Source organism: Dactylosporangium sp. CS-047395 (assembly GCF_050942185.1).
GTDB lineage: Bacteria > Actinomycetota > Actinomycetes > Mycobacteriales > Micromonosporaceae > Dactylosporangium.
In genome coordinates this window covers 4,843,085-4,869,339 of the sequence record NZ_CP192015.1, presented here as the reverse complement: position 1 = coordinate 4,869,339, position 26,255 = coordinate 4,843,085, and the positions used below count along the sequence as shown (strand labels likewise).

Below are 26,255 nucleotides of genomic sequence, written 5' to 3'. Positions count from 1 at the left end.
GTTGCGATCACCGGACCGACAGTAGGCCCCGCCGCGGGCTTTGCCGCACCGGTTCGCTACGAGCTGAGTGCTCAGCTGGCTTCCGGATCGGCGCCGTTGACCGCTCGGCCGCCGTCGATGGGCAGGATGGCCCCGTTGATGAAGCCGGCGGCGGGCGAGAGCAGGAAGGCGACCGCGTCGGCGACCTCGCGGGCGGTGCCGACGCGGCCGATCGGGTGCAGCGCCGCCATCTGCGCGTCGACGTCGGGGTACTCGGCCCGGTACCGCTCGAAGCGCGCGGTGGCGACCGACCCGAGCGCGACCGCATTGGTGCGGATGCCGGCCGGCCCGTGGTCGACGGCGACGGCCCGGGTCAGCCCCTCGACGGCGGCCTTGGCGGTGGCGTACGGCAGGGCGCCCCGAACGGGCCGCTGGGCCTGGTGCGACGACACGTTGACGATGGCCCCGGGCCGCCGACACTCCAGGAAATGGTTGACGGCCGTGTGGCAACCGGTTAGGGCCAGCCTCAGGTTCGCGGAGACGAGCTCGAGGATCTCGGCCGCCGATGCCGCGGTGAGACTCGCGTCCCGGAAGACGGCGGCGTTGTTGACCCAGCCGGTGAGCGGTCCGGCCATTTCCGCGGCCGCCGCCGCTCGTCGTGCCGTGTCCGGATCACCGGCATCGCCGACCATGGTGGCGATCCGGTCCGTCTGCCAGTCGTCAGGATCGTGCACGTCGATCACGACGACGTGCCCGTCGCCGGCCAGCCGTTCGGCGATGGCGCGGCCGATGCCCTGGCCGCCCCCGGTGACCACGAACGACGGACGAACGCCCATGCCGGCCAGGCTACTTGTTCTTGTCGACCTCGATCTCGGCGCGGGCCTGCCCCAGCGAGCGCTCCGCGTCGGCGGGGGCGCTGAAGAAGAAGTAGATGACGCCGGTGGCGTACTGGTCGGCCCACAGGCACACCGTCGTCGGCGTCGCCGCGGTGGACGCGTCCGCGCACCGGGCCGAGCCGCGCATGCCCGGATCGACGGGATGGAAGGTGTACTTGCTGAAGCCCTGCAACGACACCTGCTCGACGAAGGCGGCGGGGTCGGTGAGGTCGGCGGTCGACGCGGCGAACAGGATCACGTTCTTCTTGCCGGTCGTGCCGTAGGCCCCGGAGACCTTGCTCTCTTTCGTGCCCCAGGCGCTGCCGACCTTCGCGCCCTGCTCCTTGATGGCGGACTCGGTGGCGGGCGCCCGCCCGAGCAACGTCTTCGGCTGGACCACCGTGTAGGCGATGACGTCCGCCGCGGCCGGCGTGGCCACCGGGGCGGCCGACGGCGTCGGGGACGGGGCGGCCGAGGTGGCCGCGGTCGAAGCCGGGGCCGATGCCGCCGCGGACTGCTCCGCCGGCTTGTCACTGCAACCCGCCAGGGCGATCATGCCGACCGCCAGTACACCCACCATCGCTCGCACGGCCGGGACATTAGCATGATCATGGTCGGTCCGACGCTGACCGAATGACTGATTGATTCCGGGTGCTGTTTTCCGAAAGATGCAGCGCCGCCATTGTGCCGTCGCGCGGCGAATCGGCTGGTCAACGACGTGTACTGGCTGGACGAACATGTTCGTCGAAGCGCGTCGATTGACACCCGCTGCGGCCCCTGGCAACACTCCGGCTCGTTCGGTGATGTGACCGTACGAGAGGAATGCTCATGGGTTTGACAGTCAGGAGGGCCGGGCTCGCAGTCGTTGCCGCCACCCTGGCCCTCGCCGGAGCCGTCTACGGCGTGTCGAGGTCGACCGCGGCCAATGCGGCGGTGCAGCTGACCGGTCCTCAGCTGGTCGCCGACATGGGTGCCGGGTGGAACCTCGGCAATCAGCTGGAGGCCAACGCCAACGGCATTCCCAGCGAAACGGCCTGGGGCAACCCGGTCATCACGCAGGCGCTCATCGACCGGGTGAAGGCGTCGGGCTTCAAGACGATCCGCATCCCCGTCTCGTACCTGGGCAAAATCGGGGCCGGCCCGAACTACACCGTCGACTCGGCCTGGCTGAACCGCATCCAGGAGGTCGTCAACTACGCCTACAACTCCGGCCTGTACGTGCTCATCAACATGCACGGCGACGGCTACAAGAGCGTCGGCGGCTCCTGGCTCGTCTGCGACGCGTCCGACCAGACCACCATCAAGGCGAAGTACCAGAAGGTCTGGCAGCAGGTCGCGACGAAGTTCGCGAGCTACAACGACCACCTGATTTTCGAGTCGATGAACGAGGAGTTCGACGGGCAGTACGGCAACCCGACCCAGCCGTGCTATTCGAACATCGTCGCGTACAACCAGATCTTCGTCGACACCGTCCGTCGAACGGGCGGCACCAACGCCTCGCGCTGGCTGCTCGTGCCGGGCTGGAACACCAACATCGAGTACACGACGGGCAGTTATGGTTTTTCGCTGCCCACCGACACGTATCGGTCGACCTCCATTCCCAGCGGCGAGCAGCGCCTCATGATCTCCGTGCACTACTACGACCCGTGGGATTTCACGGGTCAGGAGGACGGCAACATCACGCAGTGGGGCGCGGCCGCGACGAACCCGGCCAAGAAGTCGACCTGGGGCCAGGAGGATTACCTGGACCAGACGATGAAGAAGATGTACGACACGTTCGTCACCAAGGGCTACCCGTTCCTCGTCGGTGAGTACGGCGCGATCGACAAGACGTCGGCCGATTCGGCGAACAACACCTATCGCGCGAACTTCGCCAAGGCCGTGGTCGCCACGGCGAAGAAGTACGGCGGGGCGACGGCCTACTGGGACAACGGGTACAACGGGCAGTACGGCTTCGGTCTGTTCAATCGCAGCTCGAACACGGTGACGCAGCAGAGCATCATCAGCGCCATCATCACTGCCGCGGGCGGTACGTCGACCACCAGCCCGCCGGTCTCGCCGTCGCCCTCGCGCTCGGCCTCGCGGTCGCCTTCGTCGTCGCCGTCGTCCTCGCCGTCGTCCTCGCCTTCGAGAAGTGGCTCAGGCGCCTGCCGGGCGGTCAGCGCCGTCAATGCGTGGAACAACGGCCTGACCAACAACATCACCATTACGAACACCGGCTCCACCGCCATCAACGGCTGGAACCTGGTCTTCACCCTGCCCACCGGGCAGACCATCACGGGCGGCTGGAGTGCGACCTACTCCCCGTCGAGCGGGACCGTTACGGCGACGAATGTGAGCTACAACGGGAGCCTCGCCGCTGGTGCGTCCACCACCATCGGCTATCAGGCCACCCACACCGGCAACGCCGGGGCTCCTACGGGCTTCAAGCTCAACGGGGCCACCTGCAGCTGAAATCCCGGTCGGGCCGGACGGTGCGCCGTCCGGCCCGACCAGAGGTAGAGCCAGCTATACCGCACGGGTAGTGCTGCCTCACCCGGTTGTGGTAGCTCATGTGCCATCGCGCTCAAAACGGTCCTTCTCTACCGTCGTCCTGTGCGATTTCGACCAATCACGACAGCTGCAATCGGGTTGCTGCTGGCGGCCGGCGCGGCTTTGGTGGCAGCGTTCGAGCTCGCCCCCAGGACCCTCCTGAGGCCACCCTTCGGGTCTTACAGTGAGGCGAAACTGCGGGACGCCGTTGGGCGTGCGCTCGTCGAGTATTGGCGAAGCGGATCCCGGGCGCTTCCCACCAGTCTGACCGCGCTGGTCGACTACTGGTTCCAATGGCATGCGATCAAGGTGGTGATCAGCGCGCTGCTGGTCATTGTCCTGTCCCTGCTCAGCACCGCGCTGTGGCAGCGATATCTGCGCAGCCGGACCTGGTACGCGGCGGTCGCCACAGCCGCAACGGCGTCGACGGTTTTCGCCATCTGGGTGCTAGCGGTGAACATCCAGGTAATGGCCCTGCCTCTGATCCCGTTGCTGCCGCTGCTGCCCGGTGGAACCGCCGACGGAGAGCTCGCACAGGCCTTGAGCGAGATGCGTGAAGGGCTGACGAATGCGGCCGGCCCGCACGCCGGCTCCCCTGCGCTGGCGGTACTGCTCGGCGAGGTCGAGCGATACTACTGGGTCACGGCGGCGATGTTCGCCACGCTGACGGTGGCAAGCGGCCTGGCGAGCATCTATTTCTGGAAGCGGCGTATCGCCGGCGATCCGAGCGCCACCCGCGCCAGATTCATGCACGGCACACTCGGTGTCATCACGGCCCTGACCGCATGTCTGCTGCTGCTCATGGCAGTGGCAAGCGGACTCTCGGCGCTCGAGCCCGCCACCTCGCTGCTCGGTGTCATCGGTGCGGCCTGACAACCGTCGCGTCGTAGGGTCGTGACCGTGGCGACGAGCGTGTGGCGGGCGATGGCGGGCAACCCCGTCCGGTTCGTCCTGTCGCGATGGCCATGGCGCAGCCTGGCCTACGTGGTCAGCAGCGTGGCGGTCATCGCGATCGCCTGGCTGGCCATCATGCCGCTGCTGCTGTTTCCGCCGCTGCTGCTGCTCGTCGGTATACCGATCGGGGCGCTGGAACGCCACCGGCTCGGCTTCATGGAGCCACTGGCGGTCCCCGACCCGCACGCACCCGCGCCCCCGAGCGGCTGGGCATGGGTGCGGCGGCGGGTGACCGAGGCTGCCACCTGGCGCGAACTCGGGTATTGCGCATGCCTCCTGTCGGTGCTTGCGCTCCTCGACCTGGCCGCGATGTTCGTCGTGTTCGTCTGCCTCCTCATACTGGCTCTACCGCTGCTCGTCGCAGTGGGCGCGAACCTTCACCTCGCGGTCGGCACCTGGTCGGCCGAGACCGTCGCCCAGACGAGCGCCGTCGCCGGTCTGGTCGGGGTGCCCGCGACGGTGGTCACCCTGTACGGAGTCAGCGTGCTCAGCGGCGCCCAGGCAGCCTTCGCCAAGTGGCTGCTCGCGCCCACCGGCACCGAGATGAACCGTCAGGTCGAGGAGCTGGCCCGGTCACGCAGCCGGTTGGTCAACGCGTTCGAGGCCGAGCGCCGTCGGATCGAGCGAGATCTGCACGACGGCACGCAGCAACATCTGGTGCTCCTGACGATGAAGCTGGGCCTGGCCGAGCGGCACATGGCCGACGCGGACGGACGCGCCGGCGAGCTCGTCCGCGAAGCCCACGAGCAGGCTCGGCTGGCCCTCACGACCCTCCGGGACCAGATCCGCGGCATCCATCCCTAGGTCCTCACCGATTTCGGGCTGGCCGAGGCGGTACGTGAACTCGCCGAACGGTGTCCGATTCCGGTCGAGGCCGACCTCGACCTGTCCGGCCGGCTGCCGCCCGAGATCGAGTCCACCGCCTACTTCGTGGTCTCGGAGGCTTTGACCAACGCGGTACGACACGCTGCGGCCACTCGCATCCAGATCAGTGGCCGACTTGCCGAGCAACGGCTGGCGCTGACCATCGTCGATGACGGTAGGGGCGGCGCCGAACCGTCACTGGGCACGGGCATGCGGGGGCTGGCCGACCGAGTGGCCGTCGTGGCCGGCACCCTGGAGATCAGCAGCCCACAAGGAGGACCCACCACAGTGCGGATCGACCTGCCGTGTCGCTACGAATAGTGCTCGCCGAAGACGCCACGCTCATGCGGGCCGGACTCGTCAGCCTGCTTGAAGGACTGGGCCACACGCTGGTGGCGGCGGTCGGCGACGGTGACTCGATGGTGGCGGCCGCCCGGGAACACCGACCCGACCTGGTCATCACCGATGTCCGCATGCCGCCCAGTTTCACCGACGAAGGGCTGCGGGCCGCGGTGACACTACGCGCCGGCGACCCGAGCGCGGCGGTCCTCGTGCTGTCCCAGTACGCGGCCACCGCGTACGCCGCTGAACTGCTCGGCCCGTCCGGACAGGCCGGAGTCGGCTACCTGCTCAAGGACCGCATCGGCGAGGTCGCCGACTTCTCCGACGCGGTGTCGCGGGTCGCGGCCGGCGAGACCGTCATCGACCCCGACGTGGTACGGCAGTTGCTGAACCGCCCACGCACCATCAACCCACTCGACCGGTTGACCGCACGGGAACGGGAGGTGCTCGGGCAGATGGCCGAAGGACACAACAACCCGTCCATCGCCCGAACGCTCGGCATCAGCGACGCCGCGGTGGCCAAACACATCGGCAACATCTTCACCAAACTCGACCTCCCCGAAGCGCACGGCCACCGCCGGGTCCTCGCCGTCCTGACCTACCTGCGAAGCTGACCCCACCCGAGCCGGCGCCGGCAGCGACGGTGCGCCATTCGACACACGCCAGGTCCGCCGTCGGGGTGCCTACGATGGCGTCCGTGAGCGAGGTGATGATCGTCGGGCACGAGCTGGTCGAGCCGTGCTTGCGGTGCGACGGGCTGTTGCGCGGTGAGCTCGGCCAGACGGTCGTCGGAAACCGGCTCGCCTGGTCGGTCTCGTCCGTGTGTGACGGGTGCGGCACGCAGCTCGAAAGCTGTGAATGGGACGCCTTGCCCGACGACTACCGCCAGATCCTGCTCGACCGTGACGGCACCGGCCGGCTCCGGGTCGATCCGGAGGGCGGCCGCCCGCTGCGATTGGCGATCCTGCGGACGCTGCGACGGTACGGTGCGACGCTCGCTGAGGCCACGGACACGTACAACCGCCTGACCGGTGCGGGCGTGACCGGTACCCGGGCCGAGGTGCTCCTTCTCGCCAACCGCCTGAACGCCACTGGAGTGAAGACGCAGCTGGATCCGTAGGGGCGTCGAGGCCGTCCGGTCATGCGCGACCGAGGCGGCCATCTTCGCCGTGGCAACCGGGTGGGCGGGAAGCCGAGCGCTCCATGGCATGACTCTCATGTCGGTCGCCGCCGACGGTCGCGGCACGGGTCGCCCCGGGTGGCGTCGTCGCTGCGGATGGTCTTCGGCGGCTGAGGTGCGGCGACTGCGCACCGAGCCGGCCAGGCTCGGTGCGCACCGGGCGACATCCCACCGGCGATCGCCTCGATGTCGCTCCGGCACGTCTCGTCGTCGGGCGGAAGAACCGGATGCGTGGCGACCCCCGTAGCGCGATGCGTCGGGGGTCGCCACCTCGATCACTGCCAGCTCATGCCGTTCAGCAACGCGTCGAACTCGGACTTGCCGACCGCTGTGGCGGACACCTCCAGCGTGAAGTGCACGCCCTGGGCGTCGGAGGAGAACCAGCTGGCGCTTCGGGTGTCGGGACCGTCGTACACGTCGATTCGGTGGCCCTTCACCTCGATGGTGTGGTCGGGGGTCTTGGTCCGGCCGTCGGGCTCCGGTTGCCAGCGTTCCGCCAGCAGCCGCAGGTCCGGGCCACCGGCCTTGGTGAAGCGGAGCGTGAGGGCGGCGTCGCCGGAGCCGCGCCACGACGGCGGCTGTTCGCTCCAGCCGCCGGCCGCGAGGTCGGGCAGGTCCGCGTCGGTGAAGACGAAGGGCTGGCCCCACGGGCTGCGGCCGTCGACCAGGAACCGGGTGCCGAGCGCCTGCGGCAGTTCGAATGTCCGGGCCGCCACCTGTGTGTCGTCGGCGCAGTCGGTGTACGCGCCGTCCAGGGACAGGGTGACCTTGTCGTCGGCGACCAGCAGATTGTCGTGGGTGGGATCGCGTTCGACGCACTTGCCGAGCTGCGGCGCCGCGTACACCGTGATCCGGGTGCCGGCCCGGTCGACCCGCGCGCCGAGCCAGGGCACGCCCGGGGCCACCGCCGGGTCCTTGGACGCGGCCGGTTGCGGTGCCACCGACTCCGAACCCGGTCGGGCGACCGCGAATCCGGCGACGATCACCAGGACGACGGCCGCCGTCGCGCCTCCCCAGGCGGCCACGCGGCGGTTCCGCGCCCGGCGGCGGATCGCGGCGTGCGGTGCCGGTAGCAGCTCCGGCGGTACCGTGGCAACCGCTCGGTCGAACAGGTCGATGACCTCCTCGTCGCTCATCGGTCCACTCCCTCGCTCAACAGTGCCCGCAACTGCGGGTCGTGGCGCAGCGCCGCCAGGGCGCGCGATGTGTGTGACTTCACCGTGCCGAGCCGCAGGCCCAGGACCCGGGCCGTGTCGGCCTCGGTGAAATCGCCGTGAAAGCGCAGCATCAGTACTGCCCGCTGCTGCCGCGGCAGCCGCGAGAGGGCGCCGGCGAGCAGGTGCCGCAGCTCGACCCCCTCGAGCTCGCCACCGCCCCCCGACTGTTCCGGCAGCTGATCCGTGGGCAGTTCCCCCCGCCAGCGCCGCCGCCACCAGCTCAGGTACGTGCTGGCGAGCATCGCGCGAAAATACGCGTCGGGCGCGCCGTTCCTGATCCGCGGCCAGCGTCCGTAGCCGCGGGCCAGCACCGTCTGGACCAGGTCTTCCGCCCGGTGCCAGTCGTGCGTGAGCAGCCACGCCGAGCGCAGCAACCGCGGCCACGCCACACTGACGTACGCCTCGAAATCCTCCACCGGACACCTCCCTGGCCGGTCAACAACGTCGGGCCGGGAAATGGTTGTCATCGGATCCCGACGTTTCCGCGCGTGGGTGACGGACACCGGGCCGGTGCAGAACACGGTACAGTCGGGCCGTGGAGCTTCGGCGCAGCCGGTGGGTCCTTGCGTTCGGCGTGGTGTTCGCGTTCGTCGGCCTCGTCATGCTGCTCGTCGGGCTGCTCCCCCGGCCGGCCGGTGGCCTGTTCCTCGTGATCTTCGGCGCGCTGAGCCTGGCGACCGGCGCGATGGTCGTCCGCCACGAGCGCAAGCCGTTCCGGTTCGGCATCGGCCCCGAGGGGCTGATGCTGGGTCAGCAGCTCGTGCCCTGGACGGCGATCGAGGCTCTGGTACTCGATCAGCCCCTGCCGAAGCTGCATGACCGCAGTACCCGATCCGGTCCCTACCTGGTCCTGCTGCCGGCGCAAGGCTCCGATCTGCTCAGCGGCCGGCCCGAGCGGACCTTGCCGGACGGCCGGGCCGGCCGGCTGGTCCTGGAACTCGACGATGTCAGACAGTCGCGGGAACAGATCGCGGCGGCGTTGCGGGACCACAGCGGCGGCCGGTTCGCCGATGCGCTGCGGGAAGCGCAGGCACGGATCGGCGGCCACGAGTTCAGCACGGTGCCGCAGGGGTACGACCCGGCGGTGGTGGACGGACTCGTCCGGCAGGCGGCCGAGGCGCTCGGCTCGGGCGAGTACGTCAAACGCATCGGGGCGCGGGCCCGCATCGACAACGCGTCGATCCCGATCGTCGACCGCGGGTACGACCGCGAGCAGGTCGACAACGCCCTCCGCACGATCGCGAAGCAGGTCGCCGAGCTTCTCCCGCCGGAGCAGGCGCGCTGATCAGCGGAAGGCGTCGGCGTGGTCGGCGACCCATTGGCGGTAGGTCCGGGCCGGCTCGCCGGTGATGTCGGCGACCGTGCCGGTGACCTCGGCGGGGGCGTGGGTCAGCTGCTCCTGAACCCGCAGAGCCACCTCGGCGTACTCGTCCGGCCAGCCCTCGGCGATCAGCTGGGCGCTGGCCTCGGCCCGGGACCGGGTCTGCCAGCGCACCGGCCGGCCGGTCACCTCGCCGATGATCCGGGCCTGCTCGGCCATGGTCAGCGACTGCGGCCCGGTGAGGGCGTAGCGCTGCCGGTCGTGCCCCGCGTCGAGCAGGGCGTGCACGGCGACGGCGGCGATGTCGGCCTCGTGGATCCAGGCGCCGGCCGCGTCGGGGAACGCGCCGGCGACGACACCGGCGGCGCGGATCGAGGCGGCCCAGTCCAGGCTGTCGGCGGCGAAACCGGCCGGCCGCAGGATGGTCCACTCCGCCGCGCGCTGTTCGACGGTGCGCTCCACCTCGGCGTGGAACCGGGCGATCGGCGCGGCCGCGGGGATCGTGCCGTCCACCGATCCCGACGACAGCAGCACCACGCGCGCCGCGTGCCCGGCGAGGACGTCCAGGGCCGCGGGAGCGGCGGCGGCGGTGAAGAACGGCCACATCAGGTACACCGCGTCGACGCCCTCGGCGGCCGCCGCCAGCGAGCGCGGGTCGGTCAGGTCGCCGCGCACCACGGTGGCGGGCCGGCCGGTGGCCCGCAGCGGGTCGCGGGTCAGCGCCCGGACCTTCGCGCCCGCCGCATGCGACCCGGCGACCACGTGCCGTCCGACCTTGCCGGAAGCGCCGATGACCAGAACAGTCTGCATGGAACAGCAGCATCTCCGCGTCGGCGGTCAGGCCCGAGCCGGCGCACGAAATCCGCGGGAATCCGGCACGGATAGGCTCGGCATGATGCAATCCGGCGGGCTGGACCCTCAGGACCACGCGCTCGTGCACGCGCTGACGCTGGACGGGCGCGCGCCGTTCAGCGCGATCGGTGCGGAGCTGGGCGTCTCCGAGCACACCGTCGCCCGGCGCTACCGGCGGCTGCGCGCGCACGGCGTCCTGCGGGTCGTCGGCATCGTCAACGGCGTGCGGCTGGGCTACAAGTCGTGGACGATCCGGATCAGGTGCACCCCGGACGCGGCCCGGCCGATCAGCGCGGCGCTCGCCCGCCGTGCCGACACCTTCTGGATTTACGTGCTTTCCGGGGGTACCGAAATCGCCTGCAACAGCCAGCCCCAGAACCCCGGCGAGCTGCTGATCGACAAGCTGCCCAGGGGACGCGGGGTGCTCGACGTCAGCGCCCACGAGCTGCTCGCCGACCACGCCGGGCCGTTGGACGAACCGGTTCGCCTGGACGCCGCCGACCGGCGCATGCTCGCCGTCCTCGCCCGGGACGGCCGGGCCACCTACGCGGCACTCGCGAATGCCGGTGGCGGCTCAGCATCGACCGCGGCCCGGCGCCTGCGGTATCTGCGGGCCGCCGGCGCCCTCACCTACCAGGTCGAACTGGCCGCGGCCGCGCTCGGCCGGCACGCCGAGGCCAGGCTGTGGATGTCGGTGCGCCCGGACGCGCTGGCCGCGACTGCCGCCGCGCTCCAGGCGCACCCCGAGGTGACCTTCGCCGCGGTCACCACGGGCCCGACCAACCTGGTCGCCCAGGTCGCCTGCTCGGACTCGGCCGGCCTCTACCGCTTCCTGACCGGGCGAGCCGCCGGGCTGACCGGCGTGAACGCATTGGAGTCCGCGCCGGTCCTGCGCACCGTCAAACGCTTCGGGCCGTCCCTCAGCGAGGCGCCATCCGCAGGGCGCCGTCCAGGCGGATGACCTCGCCGTTGAGGTAGTCGTTGTCCACGATGGACAGCACGAGCTTGGCGTACTCGTCGGCGGTGCCGAAGCGGGCCGGGAACGGGACGCCCGCGGCGAGGCCGGCGCGGTACTCCTCGGAGACCGTCTCCATCATCGGGGTCTGCATGATGCCGGGCGCGATCGTCATCACCCGGATGCCGTGCTGGGCGAGGTCGCGGGCGGCCGGCAGGGTCAGCCCGGCGATGCCGCCCTTCGAGGAGGAGTAGGCGGCCTGGCCGATCTGGCCGTCGAACGCGGCCACGGAGGCGGTGTTGACCACGACGCCCCGCTGGCCCTGCGCGTCGGGCTCGGTGTTGGCGATCTGCTCGGCCGCGAGCGTGAGGACGTTGAAGCTGCCGATCAGGTTGACCTGGATCACCTTGGCGTATTTGGCCAGGTCGTGCGGGCCCTTGCGGCCCAGGATGCGCTCCGAGGGGGCGATCCCGGCGCAGTTGACGACCGTGCGCAGCGGCTCGGGGCCGGCGGCCGCGCGGGCCACGCCGGCGGCTACGGACTCCGGGTCGGTCACGTCGACGATGACCCCGTCCGTGGTGGACTCCTGCAGGTCGAAGCCGTAGACCCGCGCCCCGCGGGCGGCCAGGGCGGCCGCGGTGGCGGCCCCCAGACCCGAGGCGGCTCCGGTGACGATGGCGGCGGTGCCGGCGAGTTCCATGTGCCCAATATTCCTTACACGTCGGTGATGCGCAGACCCGCGTGGGCCCTGTAACGGCGGTTGACGGAGATCAGGTTAGCGGTGAGGGCCTCGACCTGATGAGCATTGCGCAGGCGGCCGCCGTACAGGCCCCGAACCCCCGGAATCGTGGCCGCGAGTTCCTGCACCAGGTCGGTCGCGGCACGGTCGTCGCCGAGCACGAGCACGTCGGTGTCGACGGTCTCGGCCTCCGGGTCTTCGAGGACCACCGCGGAGACGTTGTGGAACGCGCCGACCACCGTCGACCAGGGCAGGATCGCCGCGGCCTGCTGGGCGGCCGAGCCCTCGGGCACGACGAGCGCGTACGCGCCCTGCTTGTCGAAGCCGAGCGGGTTCACGCAGTCGACCACGATCTTGCCGGTCAGCACCGGGGCCACCTCGCGCAGCAGCTCGGCATGGCCGTCCCAGGGCACCGCGACGATCACGATGTCGCCGGCGTCGGCCGCGTCGAGGTTGGCCAGCCCGCGGACCCGGCCGGGCAGGCCGGCCGCGGTCGCCTCGGCGCGCTCGGCCGAGCGGGAGCCGAGCACGACCTCGAGGCCGGCGGCGGCGAAGCGGCGGGCCAGGCCGCGCCCCTGCGGGCCGGTGCCGCCGAGCACCGCGATGGTCTTGCCGTCAAGCGTCATCGGGACCCCGATCGGGAGAGGAAGGCGTCGACCAGCGCGGCGTGCTCGGCGGTCCGGCCGAGCACGACCTGCTCCTTGGCCTCGGCGGCCAGCGCGTCGGCCAGCGGGCCGGCGAGGAGCCGCTTGGACGCGGCCAGGGCCTGCGACGGCCCGGCGGCGAGGCGTTCGGCGAGCTCCAGGGCGCGCGGCTCGACCGAGGCCGGGTCGACCACGTCGCCGGCGAAGCCCCAGCCGGTGGCCTGCTCGACGGTGAACGGCTCGGCGAGGAGGATCAGCTGGGCGGCGCGCGCGTGGCCGACCGCCCGGGGCAGGGTGAACGACAGGCCGGAGTCGCAGGTCAGGCCGACCTTGGTGAAGGCCGTGGACAGGATCGCCGCGTGTGACCAGACCTGCAGGTCGCAGGCGAGCGCGAAGCCGAGGCCGGCCCCGACGCAGGTGCCGTTGACCGCCGCGATCACCGGCTTGGGCATGGTGGCCAGCAGCAGCGTGATCGGGTTGTAGTGGGCCTCGACGGTTTCTCCGGCCGCGGCCGGGTTCTCCCGCAGCGCCGCGGCCAGCTCGCGCAGGTCCTGGCCGCGGCTGAACACCCCGGCCGGACCCGTGAGCACGACCGCCCGCACGCTCTCGTCGGCCGCCGCCGCGCGCAGCTCCTGCAGCAGTTTGAGCTTGACGGCCAGGGTGAGCGCCGGACCGCCCAGGCGGACGACGGCGACGCTCACGACGGCAGCCGCTCGTACAGCACGACCGGGTTGCCCGCCGGGTCGGTGAGCACGGCGCGGCGCTCGTGCGGGCCGACCTCCACCGGAATTTCCGGCCGATCGACCAACAAAGCGTCGAGGTCGTCGACCTGGACGGTGAGCACGACCTGGCCCGGCACCGGCTGCTGGGAGGCGTCGGCCAGGCCGATGGTCACGGCGCCGTCGGTCAGCGCCGCGTACCGGTCGCCGTCGCGGAACTTCGTCGTGAGTCCGAGCGCGCTGTAGAAGGCGAGCTGGGCGTCCAGGTCACCGGCGGGGACGATGATGTGACCGATCTTCATGTGCGGAACCTCGGCATGATCTCGCGGGCGAAGCGCTCGACGATCTCCATCGAGCGCTCGATGGGCAGCCCGAGCCACTGGGCCCGGAACACGAAATGGTTGTACCCGCCGGCCGCGAAGTCCGCGATCTTCGCCGCGATGTCGTCGGGCGAGCCGAAGAAGAGCGCCTTGTGCTTGATGCCCTCCCACTGCGACTCGAAGTAGTCCATGCCGTACTGGACGTACTCGCCGTACGAGCGGCGCACCGGCTCGCCCGCGATGGCCCAGGCGTCGTCGAAGGAGTCGGCCACGCACAGGTCCCGGTGGATCGGGAACACCGCGCCGTCCTCGGAGAAGCCGGCCGCCGCCCGCGCCTCGCGGTAGTCCTTGAGGTTCCCGACCGCCCAGTTGCGCCGCACGTTGGACGGGGCGAGCCAGGGCAGCCCCTGCTTGGCGATGCGGGCGATGCCGATCGGGCCGTTGGCGCCCACCCACACCGGCGGGTGCGGGCGCTGGGCCGGCAGCACCGAGCAGCGCACCCCGTCGAGATTGAAATGCTGTCCGTGGTACTTCACGTTCTCCCCGGTCCACAGCCGCTGCATGACCTCCAGGGCCTCGTTCATGCGCGACACCCGCGTGCGGCGCTCGACGCCGAACGCGGCGAACTCGTCCTCGCGGTAGCCGGAGCCGATGCCGAGCACGAACCGGCCGCCGGACATCTGGTCGATGGTGGCGATCTCCTCGGCCCAGTGCACCGGGTGGCCCAGCGGCAGGATGAGGATGCCGGTGCCCAGCTCCATGGTGCCGGAGTGCTCGATGAGCCGGGACAGCAGCGGCAGCGGCTGCGGGGTGGACAGCGACGACAGGTAGTGGTGGATGCCGAACACCGAGTCGAAGCCGAGGTCACGCACATGCTGGACGTACTCGACGAGCTCGCCGGTGCGCCGGCCGATGTCGTCGCCGGGCTCGTACTGGTGGTCCAGGAGGATCCCGAACTTCACTTCGAGTCGTCCTCCTTGGAGCGGGACTGCGACAGCCGGAAGTACGGGGCGACGAGCCGGTCGCGGTCGGCGAGGGCCTGGGCGATGCCCTTCTCGCGGCGCTCCTTGAGGAAGTTCCAGTCGCCGTCCTCGAAGCTCACGTTGGTCGCCCAGCCGTGCCCGACCCAGCCCGTCATCGCGCCGAGGCCCTTGCCGCGGGCCTCCATCACGATCTGCATCATCGACTTGCCCATCATCAGCGAGTCGAGCGGCATCACGGCGATCGCGTCGGCGTAGTCGTCGACCCACTGCTGCAGCTCGTCGCGCTCGACCACCTTGGTGACGAGGCCCTTGCGCTCGCCCTCCTCGGCGCCGATCGCGCGCATGGTGAGCATGACGTCCTTCATGGTCGTCAGGCCGACCTTCTCGATCCAGTGGTACATGTCCTGCGGGCCCGGGCCGAGGTAGCGGAACGCCGGGTGGGTGAACCGGGCGTCGGGGGTCGCGATGACGATGTCGGCGGACAGCGCGATCTGGAAGTGCCCGCCGTAGCAGTACCCCTGGACCTGGCAGATCGTCGCCTTGAGCGACTCGATGATCGGGCGGGTGAAGCCGGAGCTGAGCACGTTGCGGTCGGGCAGGATCCGCTGGCGCTGGGCGGGGCGGCGGCGCGAGGCCTTGTCGGTGCCGGACTTGTAGCCGATGTAGTGGCCCAGTTCGGAGGCGTCGGCACCGGTACCGAAGTGCTCGCCCTCGCCCTTGAACACGATGACCTTCACCCGGTCGTCGGTCTCGGCCTCCCGCACCAGGTCACCGACGCGCTCGAAGGCGGCGACGGGGATCGCGTTGAGCCGCTCCGGGCGGTCGAAGGTGATGGTGGCGACGGCCCGGGCCTCGTCGACGTCGTACCGCACGTACTTCGCGAGCACCTCGGGGTCGACTTCCATGTTCTCGACGTCCCACTGGTTTTCCAGCAGCTCGGCTTCGGTCTTCTTCACGGCGTAGTCCTTAGTGGTCGAAGGCGGGGAAGACTTCCTTGGCGAACAGGCGCAGCGACGCGCGCACCCGTTCGGCCGGCAGGCCCATCCAGCCGGGCCGGAAGATGAGGTGGTTGAAGCCCAGGTCGCGCAGGTAGCCGATGCGCTCGATGAGCATCTCGGGCGAGCCGAGCAGCAGGGTGTTGAGCACGAGCTCGTCGAAGCGGTCCCGCTGCCAGCGCAGGGCCGGGTACTCCGCGTAGGTGGCGTACTCGCTGCGCGCGTGCGGCAGCCCCTCGGCGACGGCCTGCTCGGTGGTCGGCGCGCAGTACAGCTCGACGCCGACCGGCCGCTCGATGGTCGTGGCGTCCTTGCCGTACTCGGCCAGGGCGGCGTCGTAGACCGCGAGGTGCTCGGGCAGGAACTTCTTGCTCGGGGCGTTGCCGGGCGCATACCAGGCGTCGCCGAGCCGGGCCGCCCGCCGCACCGCCTTCTTGCCGCCGGCGCCGACCCAGATGGGCGGGCCGCCGGGGGTCAGCGGGCGGATGCCGATGGTGGCGTCGGTGAGCGGGAAGTACTCGCCCTCGTGGGTGACCGGCTTGCCGGACCACAGCGCGCGGATGACCCGCAGGCTCTCGTCCATCCGCCGGAACCGGGTCTCGGGCTCGACCCGGAACGCGGCGAGCTCGTTCTCCCGGTAGCCGGCCCCGACGCCGAGGATGACCCGGCCGCCGGAGAGGTGGTCGAGGGTGGCGAACTCCTCGGCCACGTGCACCGGGTGGAACAGCGGCAGCAGCAGGATGCCGGTGCCGATCTGCATGGTGCCGGTCCGCGGGATCAGCGCCGCCATCATCGAGATCGGCTGCGGGGTGGCGAGGTTGGACTGGAAGTGGTTGATCGTCCAGACCGAGTCGTAGCCCAGCTCCGCGGCGAGCTCGACGGTGCCGAACAGCTCATCGAGGTGCGTGCCGAGATCCTCGTCGTGGGGGTACTGGTGCGAGGCCATGATGCCGAACTTCATGCGCTGGTCTCCTTGGCTCGGCTGACCTTGCCGGCGGCGCTGCGCTCGAGAGCGGCGACGAACTCGATGCGGCGCGGGGTCTTGAAGTGGGCGAGCCGGTCCCGGGCGAAGGCGGTGATCCGCTCGGCCAGCTCGGCATCGGGCACGGTGGCGTCGGGCTCGCGCACGACGAGCGCGACCGGGATCTCGCCCAGCCGCTCGTCGGGCCGGCCGAGCACGCGGACGTCGCGCACGAGCGGGTGCCCGCGCAGCTCGTCCTCGATCTCCTCGGGCCAGACCTGGAAGCCGCCGCACTTGATCATGTCGCGGCTGCGGCCGACCAGGAACAGCACCCCGTCGGCGTCGACGTAGCCGGTGTCGCCGGTGTGCACCCAGCCGTCCCGGACCAGCTCGGCCGAGGCGGCGGCGTCGTCGACGTAGCCCTTGGTGAGCTCGGAGCGCACCACGACCTCGCCCTCCTGGCCGACCGGGAGCGCGGTGCCGTCGTCGGCGCGGATCTGCAGTTCCACGCCGGGGTACACCTTGCCCGCCGAGCCCGGCTTCCAGAGCCCGGCCTTCATGTCCCGGCCGGTCCAGCCGGCGATGTGCCCGGCCTCGGTCGAGCCGTAGTTGACCAGGATCGGCACGTGGTAGCGCTCCTCGAACGCCTTGCGCACCGGCCAGGAGATCGCCTGCCCGGCCACCAGCACCGACTTCACGCCCGCGAACGGCAGGTCGCGCTCGGCGTGCACGATGTCGAAGACCATGGTGGGCAGGAAGAAGAAGTTGTCGAAGCGGAACCGCTCCATGAGCGTGGCGAGCCGGTCGACGCCGAAGCGCTCCCAGACGACCGCGGCCCGCCCGACGTGGAACGCGAACAGCAGCGAGTGCTGCCCTCCACTGTGGAACAACGGCAGCGCGATGAGGTTCGGCTTGGCGTCCGGGGCGGCCGAGAGCTCGGCCTCGGTGCCGGTGGAGACCTTGGCCAGCCGGGCCAGGGAGGCGCGGGTGCCGCCGTGGGTGACGGAGACCGCCTTGGGCCGGCCGGTGGTGGTGCCGCCGGTGAACAGGATGCAGGCCTCGGTGTCGGCGTCCACCGCGGCGGCGGGGACGTCGGCCTCGCGGGTCCAGCCGAGCATGCCGTCGGTGACGACCAGGCGGGGCCCGGTCTTGGCGACCGACTCGGCCAGCTCGGACTCGTTGTAGAGGCTGCTGATGGTGACCGGGACGGCGCCGAGCTTCCAGGCACCGAAGAGGAAGAAGGCGATCTCGGGGCCGTTGGTGAGGTAGCAGGCGACCCGGTCGCCGGGTGCGATCCCGCGCTCCCGCAGGTCCTCGGCGACGCCGCCGGCGATCCGGTCGATCTGGGCGAACGTCCAGCTGCGGCCGTCCTCGCCGTAGAGGCCGGTGCGCTCGCCCCGGCCCTCGACCAGATGCGCGAGGTTGATCATGACGCCACCCGCGGGATGACCTCGGCGCCGAAGCGGGCGATCTGCTCCATGGTCTCCTCCTGGCCGGCCCCGACGAACTGCAGGCGCAGCGACACCTCGGTGATGCCGAGCTCGGTCTCCCACCGCTGCAGCTTGGCCACGATGTCGTCGGCCGTGCCGACCAGGCAGTCCTCGGCGAGGTACTTCTCGATGTCGATGTTTTGGGCGTCGTCCCACGACTTGTAGCCGGCGTACTGGCGCTGCAGGTCGGGGCGGACGGCGGCCGCGGCGGCGTCGAACGTGTCGCCGATGTAGCCCTCGCGGCTCATCGGCTGCTCGCGCTGGGGCTGGTGGCCGTGTTCCGCCGCCTCAGTGCGGTACACCTGGAGCAGTCTTTGCAGTTCTTCGTCGTTGCCCTTCGGGCCGATGAGCCAGGGGCAGTCGAGGCGGGCGGCGCGGCGGATGGCGGGCTCGGCGAACGCGCCGATCCACAGTGGAGGGCCGCCGGGCTGGACCGGGCGCAGCGCCAGGGAGGCGCCGGGCACCTCGCCCCAGGTGCCGGACGCGTCGACGGTCTCGCCCCGCCACAGGGCCCGCAGCAGCGGCACGTATTCGCGCAGCCGCCGCAGCCGGTCGTCCCAGGCCACCCCGAACGCGGTGGTCTCGCGCTTGCGGTAGCCGGCCCCGATGCCGACGGTCAGCCGGCCCTTGCTGAGCACGTCGAGGCTGGCGAGGTCCTCGGCGAGCGCGATCGGGTTGAGCAGCGGGGCCAGCAGCACGGCGAAGCCGATCCGGACCCGGGTGGTGGCGTGGGCGACGAACCCAGCGAGGGGCAGCGGCTGGATGAACGCGGACTTGGCCAGGTAGTGGTGGCCGAGGTAGACGGCGTGGAATCCGGCCGCCTCGGCCGCCGCGGCCTGGGTCATGACGTCGTCGATGCCGGCCGTCGGGTCGGCGGACGGGTCGAACTGGGCGCTCAGGAAGCAGCTGACCCTCACCCGACGACCGCCTCGGCCTTGCGGAAGTGCGGGATCACCTTGGTGGCGAACTCCTCCATCGACTTGAGCGCGGCCTTGCGGTCCAGCGACGGGATGCGCAGCCAGCCGATGTAGTGGTTGATGCCGAGCTGCTCGCGCATCATCTCGATGGTCTCGATGACGCGGTCGGCGGAGCCGAAGTTGCCGCCGTGGGTCAGCGTCTGCTCCAGGGTGAGCAGGTCGATGTTCTTGGCCACGGCCGCGTAGTACTTCTTCTCCTGCTCGAGGGCCTCCTCCGAGCCGGGGATGACCTTGCCGACGGACTTGTAGTAGTTCATCGCCGCCGTGGCCGCCTCGCGCAGCCCGTCCTCGCCCTCGCCGACCCAGACCTGCTGCATGAACGGTACGTCGTAGCCGGCCATGTCGAAGCCGTTCGCCGTCATCGCCTCGCGGTACAGGTTGTAGTTCTTCTGCATGATGCCCAGCGGCGTGAAGTTCGGCGAGGTGATGATGGATTCGCCGACGGCGCCGCGCTCGCGGAAGCTGTCCGGGGAGACGGTGCCCTGCAGGATCGGCGGGCCGCCGGGGGTGAACGGCCGCGGATAGGTCGTGATGCCGTCATAGGTGAAGAACTTGCCGTGGTACGAGAAGTTCTCCTGCGTCAGCGCCAGCCGCAGCACCTCCAGGGTCTCCTGGTAGCGCTCCTTGGACTCGGCCAGCGGGACGCCGAAGCCGGCGAACTCCTGGGGCTGGTAGCCGCGCCCGACGCCGATCGAGACGCGGCCGCCGCTGAGCACGTCGAGCGCGGCGATGTCCTCGGCCAGGCGCAGCGGGTCGTGCAGCGGCAGCACCAGCACGGCGGTGCCGATGGTGATCCGCTTGGTGCGCTCGGCCACCGCCATGCCGAAGTGCACGGGGCTGCCGAGGATGCCGTACTTCGAGAAGTGGTGCTCCGCGAGCCACACGGAGTCGAAGCCGAGCTCGTCGGCCAGCCCGATCTCCTCGAGGGTCTCCCGCAGCACCTGGTGGTCGGACACGCCGTCGCCCACCGGGAACAGGTTCATGATGCCGAACTTCACGACGTCTCCCAAACTATTCCGACCAGCCGGTATGTTACTGCTGCAATGCTTTGACCTGCAAGACCTTGATGTCTACGAGCGGCGCGACCGGACGCGGAGCTCGCCGGTGCGGCGGCGGTGCGACGACCCGCTGCCGCCCAGCGCGTCGAGGACGAACGCCCGGCGCAGGAACAGGTGCGGGTCGGCCTCCATGGTGATGCCCATGCCGCCGTGGACCTGGATGCAGCGCTCGGCCGCGAACACCGCCGCGTGCCCGGCCGCCGCCTTGGCCGCGTGCACCTGGATCGCCGCGTCGGGCCGGCCGTGCTCGACGGACCAGGCCGCGTACAGCGTCAGGTCCCACGCCGCCTTGCGCGCCACCGCCGCCTCGGCGAGCTGGAACGCCACGCCCTGGAACGAACCGATGATCCGGCCGAACTGCTTGCGGGTGCGGGCCTGCTCGGCGGCCCTGTCGATGGCGCCCTGGGCGACCCCGCACAGCTGCGCCGCCAGGACCAGGGTGGCCCGCTGGACGCCCTCGACGTTCCGCGTGCCGGTCTGCTCGAAAGCCACCTCGGACAGCGGCACCGACGGGTCGAAGGAGCGCCGCGGGGTCACCGTGGCGTCGACCAGCCCGCCGGGAGCGGCGAAGCCGTCGGCCTGCTCGGCGTACGCGGCGAAGGGGTCCAGCACCGGGGTGAGCACCCGGCGGCCCTCCAGCACGTCGGCAGGAATCTCCCCGTTGCTCAGCAGCTGCACCGCCGCCGCATGGAACGGGAAGCGGCTCGGCACCAGCGTCTCGCCGAGCGCCTCGACCGCGACCATCAGGTCGATCAGGGCGGAGCCGACGCCGCCGGCCGCCTCGGGCACGCCGAGCAGGCCGAAGTCGGCGAGCAGCGGCGCGTCGCAGGAGGGGGCCCGCCACGGGGCGCTCAGCGCGTCGCGGGCGGTGAAGTCCGCTTCCTCCACGATGGCGCGGACCGTCTTGGCGATCTCCAGCTGTTCCTGGGTGAAGGTGGCTCGCATCGGGCGGCTCCGCTCAACGGGAGCGGGGCAGGCCGAGGACCCGCTCCGCGAGGATGGACTTCTGGACTTCCTCGGTGCCGCCCTCGATGGTGTGGGCCCGCGAGCGCAGGTAACGGCGCATCCGGGCGGCCGCGCCGGCGCCGTCGAGCAGCACCCCGCCGGCCTCGTCCAGCTGCACCGCGAGCCGGTTGGCCCGCTGCACGGTGCCGGCCCACAGGCTCTTGAGCGCCGAGGTCTCCGGCCCCGGCACGCCGCCGGCCCGGCTCTCGCCGATCATCCGCATCGAGCCGATCCGGACCGCCTCGGCGTCGCACTGCAGCTGCCCGACGGTGTCCAGGAACGCGGCGTCGCCGTCCAGCCCGCGCTCGATCGCGAGGTCGACGATCCGGTCGACGGCCTGCCGGGCCCAGACCCACAGGTTCAGCGCCATGCTCCCACGCTCGAACGCCAGGGTGGTGAGCGCGACCTTCCAGCCGTTGCCGACGCCGCCGAGGACGTCCTCGTCGGGCACGAACACGTCGTCGAGGAACATCTCGTTGAACTCGGTGTCGCCGTTGATCATCACCAGCGAGCGGACGGTGAACCGGTCCATCGGCGCCAGCAGGTACGAGATCCCCGCGTGCTTGGGCGCGTCGGGATCGGTGCGGGCCAGCAGCAGGCACTTCGACGCGTTGTGCGCGTTGGACGTCCAGATCTTCGAGCCGTTCACCAGCCAGCCGCCGTCGACCTTGCGGGCGGCGGTGCGCAGGCTGGCCAGGTCCGAGCCGGACTCGGGCTCGCTGAAGCCCTGGCACCAGTAGGTCTCCCCGCGCAGGATGCCCGGGAGGTGGCGGGCCTGCTGTTCGGCGGTACCGTGCGCGATGATCGTCGGTCCCGCCAGCATCATGCCGACGCCGTTGAGCGGGTACGGTGCCCCGCGCACGGCCGCCTCCTCGTTGAAGATGGCCTGGGCGAGCGCGTCCAGGCCCCGCCCGCCGTGCTCGACCGGCCAGGAGAGCCCGGCCCAGCCGCCGGCGCAGAGCCGGTCCTGCCAGACCCGCGACCACGACTCGCGCTCGGCCTGGTCCAGCTCCTCCTGGTCGGGCACGTCGGCGAGGGCCTCGTCGAGCCAGCCGCCGACCTCGCGCCGGAACGCCAGATCGGCCTCGCTGTCATCGAAGTCCATGCGATACCTCCAGCCGTGCCTTGTAGAGCTTGCCGTTGGGGTCGCGGGGCAGGGCGGGGCTCACGACGTACGACACCGGGCGCTTCGGCTTGGCCAGCCGCTGCTCCAGGTGCGCGCGGAGGCCCGCCACGGCCGCGTCGGGCTCGGGGGCGCCCTCGCGCAGCACGATGTGCGCCTGCGGGACCTCGCCGAACTCGGGGTCGGGCGCGCCGACCACGGCGGCGTCGGCCACCCACTCGTGCGCGACCAGCTCGGCCTCGATCTCGGCCGGGTAGACGTTCACGCCGCCGACCAGGATCAGCTCCGCGGCCCGGCCGGTGATGTAGAGGAATCCGTCGGCGTCGACGTGCCCGACGTCCCAGACCGTCATCAGGCCGCCGCGGCGGGAACCGTCGGTCTTGCCCGGGTCGTTGTGGTACTCGACCTTGTCCTCGCCCTGCCGCATGTACACGATCCCGGTCTCCCCCACCGGCACCTCGTTGCCCTCGGCGTCGAGGATGCGCAGGGTGGAGATGGAGGCCGGGCGCCCGACGGTGCCGGGGTGGGCGAGCCACTCGTGCGGCCGGGCGATCGTGGTGCCGACCTCGGTGCTGCCGTAGTACTCGTAGACGACCGGCCCGAACCAGTCCATGATCCGCTGCTTGATCTCGCGCGGGCACGGGGCCGCGCCGTGCAGGACGTAGCGCAGGGACGAGATCTCGTACCGGTCGCGCACCTCCTTGGGCAGCTGCAGCAGCCGGTAGAAGTGGGTGGGCACCATGCTCGTGCCGGTGACGCGCTGCTGGTCGACCCGGGCCAGGAAGCCCTCGGCGGTCCAGCCGTCCATCAGCACCATCGTCCCGCCGGCGTGCAGCGCGCCCATGGCCGGCGTGATGTTGGCCGAGTGGTACAGCGGCGCCGACACCAGCCACGAGGCGAACGCGGGCCGCTGCATGCCGAACTCGTTGAACAGCCACACATAGGTCAGCGCCCCGGTGTCGGCGTCGATCCCGCTCAGCGGCCGCTTGACGCCCTTGGGCCTTCCCGTGGTTCCCGAGGTGTACATCATGAGCGAACCCGCCGGCGTCTCGTCCGGACTGGTCGCGGGCATGCCGTCGGTCAGGGCGGCCATCGATGGCGCGCTGTTCGCCTCGCCATCCACGTAGACCTTCACGCCCGCTCCGGCGGCGGCGATCGCGACCTCCGCGACCCGCTCGGAGGCGACGACGACCTTGGCCCCGCTGTCGGCCAGGATGTACTCGATCTCGGGCGCGGTGAGGTGGTAGTTCAGGGTCACCAGGTACAGGCCGGACTGCATCGCGGCGAGGTACAGGGCGACGAACCCCGGGCTGTTGGTCATCACGGCCGCAACGGTGTCGCCGACCTCGAGCCCGTCCCGCGTCCGCAGGCCGTGCGAGATCCGGTTCACCTCGGCGTAGAGCTCGCCGTAGGTGATCCGCCGGTCGTCCGCGGTCACGATCGCGCACAGGTCCGGCTCGGCGGCGGCCCAGAGCCGGAAGCCGGTCCGCTCCTCGCTCATCGAGCTCCTCCTGGTCTTGCTTGAGTTAGATTCCGACCATCCGGTATGTTGGCGCCAACAGTAAGGGAGCCGTCCGACGATGTCCATACCCGCGATCGAGGCGCACGAGGCGAGCTGGCGCGCCCGCGAAGTGCCGGAACCCGCCCAGGTCGTCCCGGGTGTGTGGGCCGTGCCGATCCCGCTGAACGGCCACGCCCTGCGCTCGATCACGGTCTTCCTGGCCGAGACCCGCGACGGCCCGGTGCTGATCGACGCCGGCTACGCGCACCCCTCGTGCTGGACCGCGTTCCAGGCCTCCCTGGCGGTCATCGGCCACCGGGTGGAGACCATCCGCGCCGTCCTGCTGACCCACAACCACCCCGACCACGTGGGCTTCGCCGACCGCGTCCGGGCCGCGTCGGGCGCCACCATCGCGATGGGCCGGGCCGACGACTTCGCCCGGGTGGCCGCCGAGCGCGGCGGCTTCCTGGAGCAGCTGCGCCGCAGCCTGGACCTGACCGGCGCGCCGGCCGCGGTGACGGACGCGATGTACACCGAGGCCCTGACCGTGGCCAAGCACCGCGAGGACCTGCAGCTCGACGTCGAGCTGCACGGCGAGCAGGAGCTGACGTTCGGCGACGTGACGATCCGCGCCGTACCCGCCCCGGGCCACACCTACGGCCACACGGTCTTCCTGGACTCCCGCGGCGTCCTGTTCACCGGCGACACCATGATGGCCGAGGGCCCCACGCAGCTCGCCATCGTGAGCCGCCCGGATGACGACCCGGCCGGCGACCTGCTCGCCACGCTGACCCGCATAGGCACGCTGGGCGCGGCGGTGGCGTGCCCGGCGCACCAGTTCCCGTACGAGGACGTGGCCGGCCGGGCCGCGCAGTTGCGGGCCTTCCACGCCGCCGAGGTCGACCAGGTGCGCGCGCTGGCCGGCCCCGACACCACGGCGTGGACGATCGCACCGCACCTGACGTGGAAGAAACCCTGGGACGAGCTGGGCCCGGGCACCCGCCGCTTCGCCCTCATGCACACCCTCGCCCTGCTTCGCCACATGCACGGAGAACGCTAGCCGGATTGGGTCGCCTGACCGGTCGATGCCGTTCCGTGTACACGGTGAATACGCTCCGCATGTGACGGATCAACCGCCGGTGCGGTCGCGGGGCCGCGTGCTGACGGGACTCGTGGTCGCGGTCGTGGCCCTCGCGGTGACGGTCGTCGCGCTGGTCGTCGTGGTGCTCTCGGGCCGCTCGGGCGCGGAGCCCTCGGCTGGGCCCTCGCGTTCACCCTCGGTCACGAGCCCGCCGTTGGCGGCCCCCATGGCCTCGTCCTCGCCCTCCTCGCCCGGTGCGCCGTCCACCTCTTCGGACGTGGGGCGGGTGCTGCGCTACCTCGACGAGATCGGACCCAGCAGCACCCACGGCTGCGCCAACCTGTGGCAGGGCCCGTTCGTCGTCGGCGAGCACCGCCTCGACCGCAGCGTGTCACTCGCCGCCGCCCCGTGCGCCGACGGTGGCGTGAACTGGTTGGAGTACACGCTCGACCCGACCCAGGGCTGCACCCACTTCAGCGCGTTCGTGGGGGTGCCGAACAGCCAGTACGACAAACTCCGGGCCGCCCTCACGGTCGACGTCGACGGCGAGACCGTGATGTCGGAGCCGTCGATGGCCCGGGCCGCCGGCCGCCAGGTCGACGTGACCATCCGCCCCGACGCGACCATCCGCCTCTCCCTGGAGAACACCACCCCGGACGCCGGCCTGTCCCCGGTCACCGGCGTCTTCGGCAACGCCATGCTCACCTGCGCGGCGTAGGCTCGCCTTTCGTGAGCCCGTCGCAGCCCGATCACCGCTATCTGCTCGACAACGCCCGGCGCGAGGCAGGCGAGCGTTTCACCTGGCTGGCCGAACTGTTCGACGGCGTCACCCGCGGCCACCTCGACCGGCTCGGCCTGCAGCCGGGCCGGCGCTGCTGGGAGGTCGGCGCCGGCGGCCCCAGCATCCCCCAGGCCCTGACCGCAGCCGTCGGCCCGACCGGCTACGTGCTGGCCACGGACATCAATCCGGCCTGGCTCGACCCGGACGGCGGCTACGAGGTGCGCCGCCACGACATCGTCACCGACCCGCCGCCGCCGGGCACCTTCGACCTGGTGCACGCCCGGCTCGTGCTCGTCCACGTGCCCGACCGCGCCCGGGCCCTGGCCACCATGGTGGCGGCGCTACGCCCCGGCGGCTGGCTGCTGATCGAGGACGCCGACACCGAACTGCAGCCCCTCGCCTGCCTGGACGAGACCGGCCCGGCCCAGCAGCGCGCCAACCGGCTCCGGCGCGCCGTCCGCGAACTGATGACCCGGCGCGGCACCGACCTGCGCTTCGGCCGTACCTTGCCACGGGCCCTGCGGGCGGCCGGCTTGGTCGACGTCGCGGCGACCGGGTTCTTTCCCTTCGGCGGGGTGGCGTGCGACCGGCTGGAGGCGTCGACGGTGCGGATGCTCCGCGCCGACCTGCTCGCCGCCGGACTGGCCGACGACGGTGAGATCGACGCCCACCTGGCGGCCATCGACGCCAGCGAGCTCGACCTCACCCTCGCACCGATGATCTCGGCATGGGGCCGCCGGCCGCAGGCACGTCACGGAGGAACCGGCCACATCGGATCCGCTGACGGATGGTGACTACCGCCCGTCG

The 26,255-nt window shown here is 71.3% G+C and carries 29 protein-coding genes; 11 read left to right on the top strand and 18 right to left on the bottom strand.

Features of this window, described 5'->3' with window-relative positions; all coding sequences use genetic code 11:
• Nucleotides 1-71 precede the first annotated feature (71 nt).
• Nucleotides 72-815, bottom strand: a complete 744-nt coding sequence (locus ACQP00_RS22850; protein WP_433222210.1) for an SDR family NAD(P)-dependent oxidoreductase — start codon at nt 813-815, stop codon at nt 72-74.
• Between the two features lie 10 nt (nt 816-825).
• Entirely contained in the window at nt 826-1,443 is a 618-nt protein-coding gene (locus ACQP00_RS22845) for a hypothetical protein (RefSeq protein WP_433222208.1), read from the bottom strand.
• Nucleotides 1,444-1,682: 239 nt separating this feature from the next.
• On the opposite strand from ACQP00_RS22845, the gene ACQP00_RS22840 reads away from it, so the two are divergent.
• The 6 genes from ACQP00_RS22840 (at nt 1,683) to ACQP00_RS22815 (ending at nt 6,666) form a co-directional block, all read left to right on the top strand.
• Complete coding sequence (locus ACQP00_RS22840) at nt 1,683-3,308, top strand: cellulase family glycosylhydrolase (RefSeq protein ID WP_433222206.1); 1,626 nt, start codon at nt 1,683-1,685, stop codon at nt 3,306-3,308.
• Between the two features lie 141 nt (nt 3,309-3,449).
• Nucleotides 3,450-4,259, top strand: coding sequence for a hypothetical protein (locus ACQP00_RS22835; protein ID WP_433222204.1), 810 nt, complete (start codon nt 3,450-3,452; stop codon nt 4,257-4,259).
• A 27-nt stretch (nt 4,260-4,286) separates the two neighbouring features.
• The gene (locus tag ACQP00_RS22830; protein WP_433222202.1) at nt 4,287-5,144 is read left to right on the top strand and encodes a sensor domain-containing protein; all 858 of its coding nucleotides are present in this window, start codon (nt 4,287-4,289) and stop codon (nt 5,142-5,144) included.
• Between the two features lie 126 nt (nt 5,145-5,270).
• Nucleotides 5,271-5,525 (top strand): sensor histidine kinase, encoded by a 255-nt coding sequence (locus ACQP00_RS22825; protein WP_433222200.1) that lies wholly within the window; start codon nt 5,271-5,273, stop codon nt 5,523-5,525.
• Nucleotides 5,526-5,548: 23 nt separating this feature from the next.
• A complete protein-coding gene (locus ACQP00_RS22820; RefSeq protein ID WP_433223955.1) occupies nt 5,549-6,160 on the top strand; it encodes a LuxR C-terminal-related transcriptional regulator in 612 nt (203 codons plus the stop codon).
• Between the two features lie 83 nt (nt 6,161-6,243).
• Nucleotides 6,244-6,666 carry a hypothetical protein gene (locus ACQP00_RS22815; RefSeq protein ID WP_433222198.1) on the top strand — a complete coding sequence of 141 codons (423 nt, stop codon included), beginning with the start codon at nt 6,244-6,246 and terminating at the stop codon, nt 6,664-6,666.
• A gap of 335 nt (nt 6,667-7,001) precedes the next feature.
• On the opposite strand, the gene ACQP00_RS22810 is transcribed toward ACQP00_RS22815, so the two are convergent.
• Both ACQP00_RS22810 and ACQP00_RS22805 read right to left on the bottom strand, forming a co-directional pair.
• Nucleotides 7,002-7,862: a hypothetical protein gene (locus ACQP00_RS22810; RefSeq protein ID WP_433222197.1), complete on the bottom strand. Its 861-nt coding sequence runs from the start codon at nt 7,860-7,862 to the stop codon at nt 7,002-7,004.
• A complete protein-coding gene (locus ACQP00_RS22805; protein ID WP_433222195.1) occupies nt 7,859-8,359 on the bottom strand; it encodes a SigE family RNA polymerase sigma factor in 501 nt (166 codons plus the stop codon). Before ACQP00_RS22805 ends, ACQP00_RS22810 begins: the two co-directional genes overlap by 4 nt.
• Before the next feature lie 119 nt (nt 8,360-8,478).
• Here ACQP00_RS22805 and ACQP00_RS22800 point away from each other — a divergent pair, with 119 nt between their 5' ends.
• Nucleotides 8,479-9,228: a hypothetical protein gene (locus ACQP00_RS22800; protein WP_433222193.1), complete on the top strand. Its 750-nt coding sequence runs from the start codon at nt 8,479-8,481 to the stop codon at nt 9,226-9,228.
• On the opposite strand, the gene ACQP00_RS22795 is transcribed toward ACQP00_RS22800, so the two are convergent.
• Nucleotides 9,229-10,074, bottom strand: coding sequence for an NAD(P)H-binding protein (locus ACQP00_RS22795; RefSeq protein ID WP_433222191.1), 846 nt, complete (start codon nt 10,072-10,074; stop codon nt 9,229-9,231).
• A gap of 82 nt (nt 10,075-10,156) precedes the next feature.
• On the opposite strand from ACQP00_RS22795, the gene ACQP00_RS22790 reads away from it, so the two are divergent.
• Complete coding sequence (locus ACQP00_RS22790; protein WP_433222189.1) at nt 10,157-11,077, top strand: Lrp/AsnC family transcriptional regulator; 921 nt, start codon at nt 10,157-10,159, stop codon at nt 11,075-11,077.
• Here ACQP00_RS22790 and ACQP00_RS22785 read toward each other — a convergent pair.
• The 13 genes from ACQP00_RS22785 to ACQP00_RS22725 all read right to left on the bottom strand — a co-directional run bounded on the left by ACQP00_RS22785 (nt 11,037) and on the right by ACQP00_RS22725 (nt 23,586).
• Nucleotides 11,037-11,771, bottom strand: a complete 735-nt coding sequence (locus tag ACQP00_RS22785; RefSeq protein ID WP_433222187.1) for an SDR family NAD(P)-dependent oxidoreductase — start codon at nt 11,769-11,771, stop codon at nt 11,037-11,039. The genes ACQP00_RS22790 and ACQP00_RS22785 overlap by 41 nt on opposite strands.
• A gap of 14 nt (nt 11,772-11,785) precedes the next feature.
• Entirely contained in the window at nt 11,786-12,436 is a 651-nt protein-coding gene (gene npdG / locus ACQP00_RS22780) for an NADPH-dependent F420 reductase (protein WP_433222185.1), read from the bottom strand.
• Nucleotides 12,433-13,155 (bottom strand): enoyl-CoA hydratase/isomerase family protein, encoded by a 723-nt coding sequence (locus tag ACQP00_RS22775; RefSeq protein ID WP_433222183.1) that lies wholly within the window; start codon nt 13,153-13,155, stop codon nt 12,433-12,435. Before ACQP00_RS22775 ends, npdG begins: the two co-directional genes overlap by 4 nt.
• A complete protein-coding gene (locus ACQP00_RS22770) occupies nt 13,152-13,475 on the bottom strand; it encodes a VOC family protein (protein ID WP_433222181.1) in 324 nt (107 codons plus the stop codon). Before ACQP00_RS22770 ends, ACQP00_RS22775 begins: the two co-directional genes overlap by 4 nt.
• The gene (locus ACQP00_RS22765) at nt 13,472-14,455 is read right to left on the bottom strand and encodes an LLM class flavin-dependent oxidoreductase (RefSeq protein ID WP_433222179.1); all 984 of its coding nucleotides are present in this window, start codon (nt 14,453-14,455) and stop codon (nt 13,472-13,474) included. The genes ACQP00_RS22770 and ACQP00_RS22765 overlap by 4 nt, the downstream gene beginning before the upstream one ends.
• A complete protein-coding gene (locus tag ACQP00_RS22760) occupies nt 14,452-15,432 on the bottom strand; it encodes an enoyl-CoA hydratase/isomerase family protein (protein WP_433222177.1) in 981 nt (326 codons plus the stop codon). The genes ACQP00_RS22765 and ACQP00_RS22760 overlap by 4 nt, the downstream gene beginning before the upstream one ends.
• 10 nt (nt 15,433-15,442) lie before the next feature.
• Nucleotides 15,443-16,432, bottom strand: a complete 990-nt coding sequence (locus tag ACQP00_RS22755) for an LLM class flavin-dependent oxidoreductase (protein WP_433222175.1) — start codon at nt 16,430-16,432, stop codon at nt 15,443-15,445.
• The gene (locus ACQP00_RS22750; RefSeq protein ID WP_433222173.1) at nt 16,429-17,862 is read right to left on the bottom strand and encodes a class I adenylate-forming enzyme family protein; all 1,434 of its coding nucleotides are present in this window, start codon (nt 17,860-17,862) and stop codon (nt 16,429-16,431) included. Before ACQP00_RS22750 ends, ACQP00_RS22755 begins: the two co-directional genes overlap by 4 nt.
• Nucleotides 17,859-18,839, bottom strand: coding sequence for an LLM class flavin-dependent oxidoreductase (locus ACQP00_RS22745; protein ID WP_433222172.1), 981 nt, complete (start codon nt 18,837-18,839; stop codon nt 17,859-17,861). Before ACQP00_RS22745 ends, ACQP00_RS22750 begins: the two co-directional genes overlap by 4 nt.
• A complete protein-coding gene (locus ACQP00_RS22740; protein WP_433222171.1) occupies nt 18,836-19,897 on the bottom strand; it encodes an LLM class flavin-dependent oxidoreductase in 1,062 nt (353 codons plus the stop codon). The genes ACQP00_RS22745 and ACQP00_RS22740 overlap by 4 nt, the downstream gene beginning before the upstream one ends.
• 72 nt (nt 19,898-19,969) lie before the next feature.
• Complete coding sequence (locus ACQP00_RS22735; RefSeq protein WP_433222169.1) at nt 19,970-20,902, bottom strand: acyl-CoA dehydrogenase family protein; 933 nt, start codon at nt 20,900-20,902, stop codon at nt 19,970-19,972.
• Between the two features lie 13 nt (nt 20,903-20,915).
• Nucleotides 20,916-22,067 carry an acyl-CoA dehydrogenase family protein gene (locus ACQP00_RS22730; protein ID WP_433063554.1) on the bottom strand — a complete coding sequence of 384 codons (1,152 nt, stop codon included), beginning with the start codon at nt 22,065-22,067 and terminating at the stop codon, nt 20,916-20,918.
• Nucleotides 22,054-23,586: an AMP-binding protein gene (locus ACQP00_RS22725; protein ID WP_433222167.1), complete on the bottom strand. Its 1,533-nt coding sequence runs from the start codon at nt 23,584-23,586 to the stop codon at nt 22,054-22,056. Before ACQP00_RS22725 ends, ACQP00_RS22730 begins: the two co-directional genes overlap by 14 nt.
• A 79-nt stretch (nt 23,587-23,665) precedes the next feature.
• Here ACQP00_RS22725 and ACQP00_RS22720 point away from each other — a divergent pair, with 79 nt between their 5' ends.
• The 3 genes from ACQP00_RS22720 to ACQP00_RS22710 all read left to right on the top strand — a co-directional run bounded on the left by ACQP00_RS22720 (nt 23,666) and on the right by ACQP00_RS22710 (nt 26,242).
• A complete protein-coding gene (locus ACQP00_RS22720; protein WP_433222165.1) occupies nt 23,666-24,646 on the top strand; it encodes an MBL fold metallo-hydrolase in 981 nt (326 codons plus the stop codon).
• A 61-nt stretch (nt 24,647-24,707) separates the two neighbouring features.
• Nucleotides 24,708-25,385, top strand: a complete 678-nt coding sequence (locus ACQP00_RS22715) for a hypothetical protein (protein WP_433222163.1) — start codon at nt 24,708-24,710, stop codon at nt 25,383-25,385.
• 11 nt (nt 25,386-25,396) lie between these two features.
• Complete coding sequence (locus ACQP00_RS22710) at nt 25,397-26,242, top strand: methyltransferase domain-containing protein (RefSeq protein WP_433222161.1); 846 nt, start codon at nt 25,397-25,399, stop codon at nt 26,240-26,242.
• Nucleotides 26,243-26,255 lie beyond the last annotated feature (13 nt).

Bases quoted from the DNA above. Each gene is read 5' to 3' on its own strand.
- ACQP00_RS22850 (WP_433222210.1), bottom strand. From the start codon at position 815: ATGGGCGTTCGTCCGTCGTTCGTGGTCACCGGGGGCGGCCAGGGCATC.
- ACQP00_RS22840 (WP_433222206.1), top strand. From the start codon at position 1,683: ATGGGTTTGACAGTCAGGAGGGCCGGGCTCGCAGTCGTTGCCGCCACC.
- ACQP00_RS22820 (WP_433223955.1), top strand. From the start codon at position 5,549: ATGCGGGCCGGACTCGTCAGCCTGCTTGAAGGACTGGGCCACACGCTG.
- ACQP00_RS22810 (WP_433222197.1), bottom strand. From the start codon at position 7,862: ATGAGCGACGAGGAGGTCATCGACCTGTTCGACCGAGCGGTTGCCACG.
- ACQP00_RS22795 (WP_433222191.1), bottom strand. From the start codon at position 10,074: ATGCAGACTGTTCTGGTCATCGGCGCTTCCGGCAAGGTCGGACGGCAC.
- ACQP00_RS22790 (WP_433222189.1), top strand. From the start codon at position 10,157: ATGATGCAATCCGGCGGGCTGGACCCTCAGGACCACGCGCTCGTGCAC.
- ACQP00_RS22785 (WP_433222187.1), bottom strand. From the start codon at position 11,771: ATGGAACTCGCCGGCACCGCCGCCATCGTCACCGGAGCCGCCTCGGGT.
- npdG (WP_433222185.1), bottom strand. From the start codon at position 12,436: ATGACGCTTGACGGCAAGACCATCGCGGTGCTCGGCGGCACCGGCCCG.
- ACQP00_RS22770 (WP_433222181.1), bottom strand. From the start codon at position 13,475: ATGAAGATCGGTCACATCATCGTCCCCGCCGGTGACCTGGACGCCCAG.
- ACQP00_RS22755 (WP_433222175.1), bottom strand. From the start codon at position 16,432: ATGAAGTTCGGCATCATGGCCTCGCACCAGTACCCCCACGACGAGGAT.
- ACQP00_RS22750 (WP_433222173.1), bottom strand. From the start codon at position 17,862: ATGATCAACCTCGCGCATCTGGTCGAGGGCCGGGGCGAGCGCACCGGC.
- ACQP00_RS22735 (WP_433222169.1), bottom strand. From the start codon at position 20,902: ATGCGAGCCACCTTCACCCAGGAACAGCTGGAGATCGCCAAGACGGTC.
- ACQP00_RS22730 (WP_433063554.1), bottom strand. From the start codon at position 22,067: ATGGACTTCGATGACAGCGAGGCCGATCTGGCGTTCCGGCGCGAGGTC.
- ACQP00_RS22725 (WP_433222167.1), bottom strand. From the start codon at position 23,586: ATGAGCGAGGAGCGGACCGGCTTCCGGCTCTGGGCCGCCGCCGAGCCG.
- ACQP00_RS22720 (WP_433222165.1), top strand. From the start codon at position 23,666: ATGTCCATACCCGCGATCGAGGCGCACGAGGCGAGCTGGCGCGCCCGC.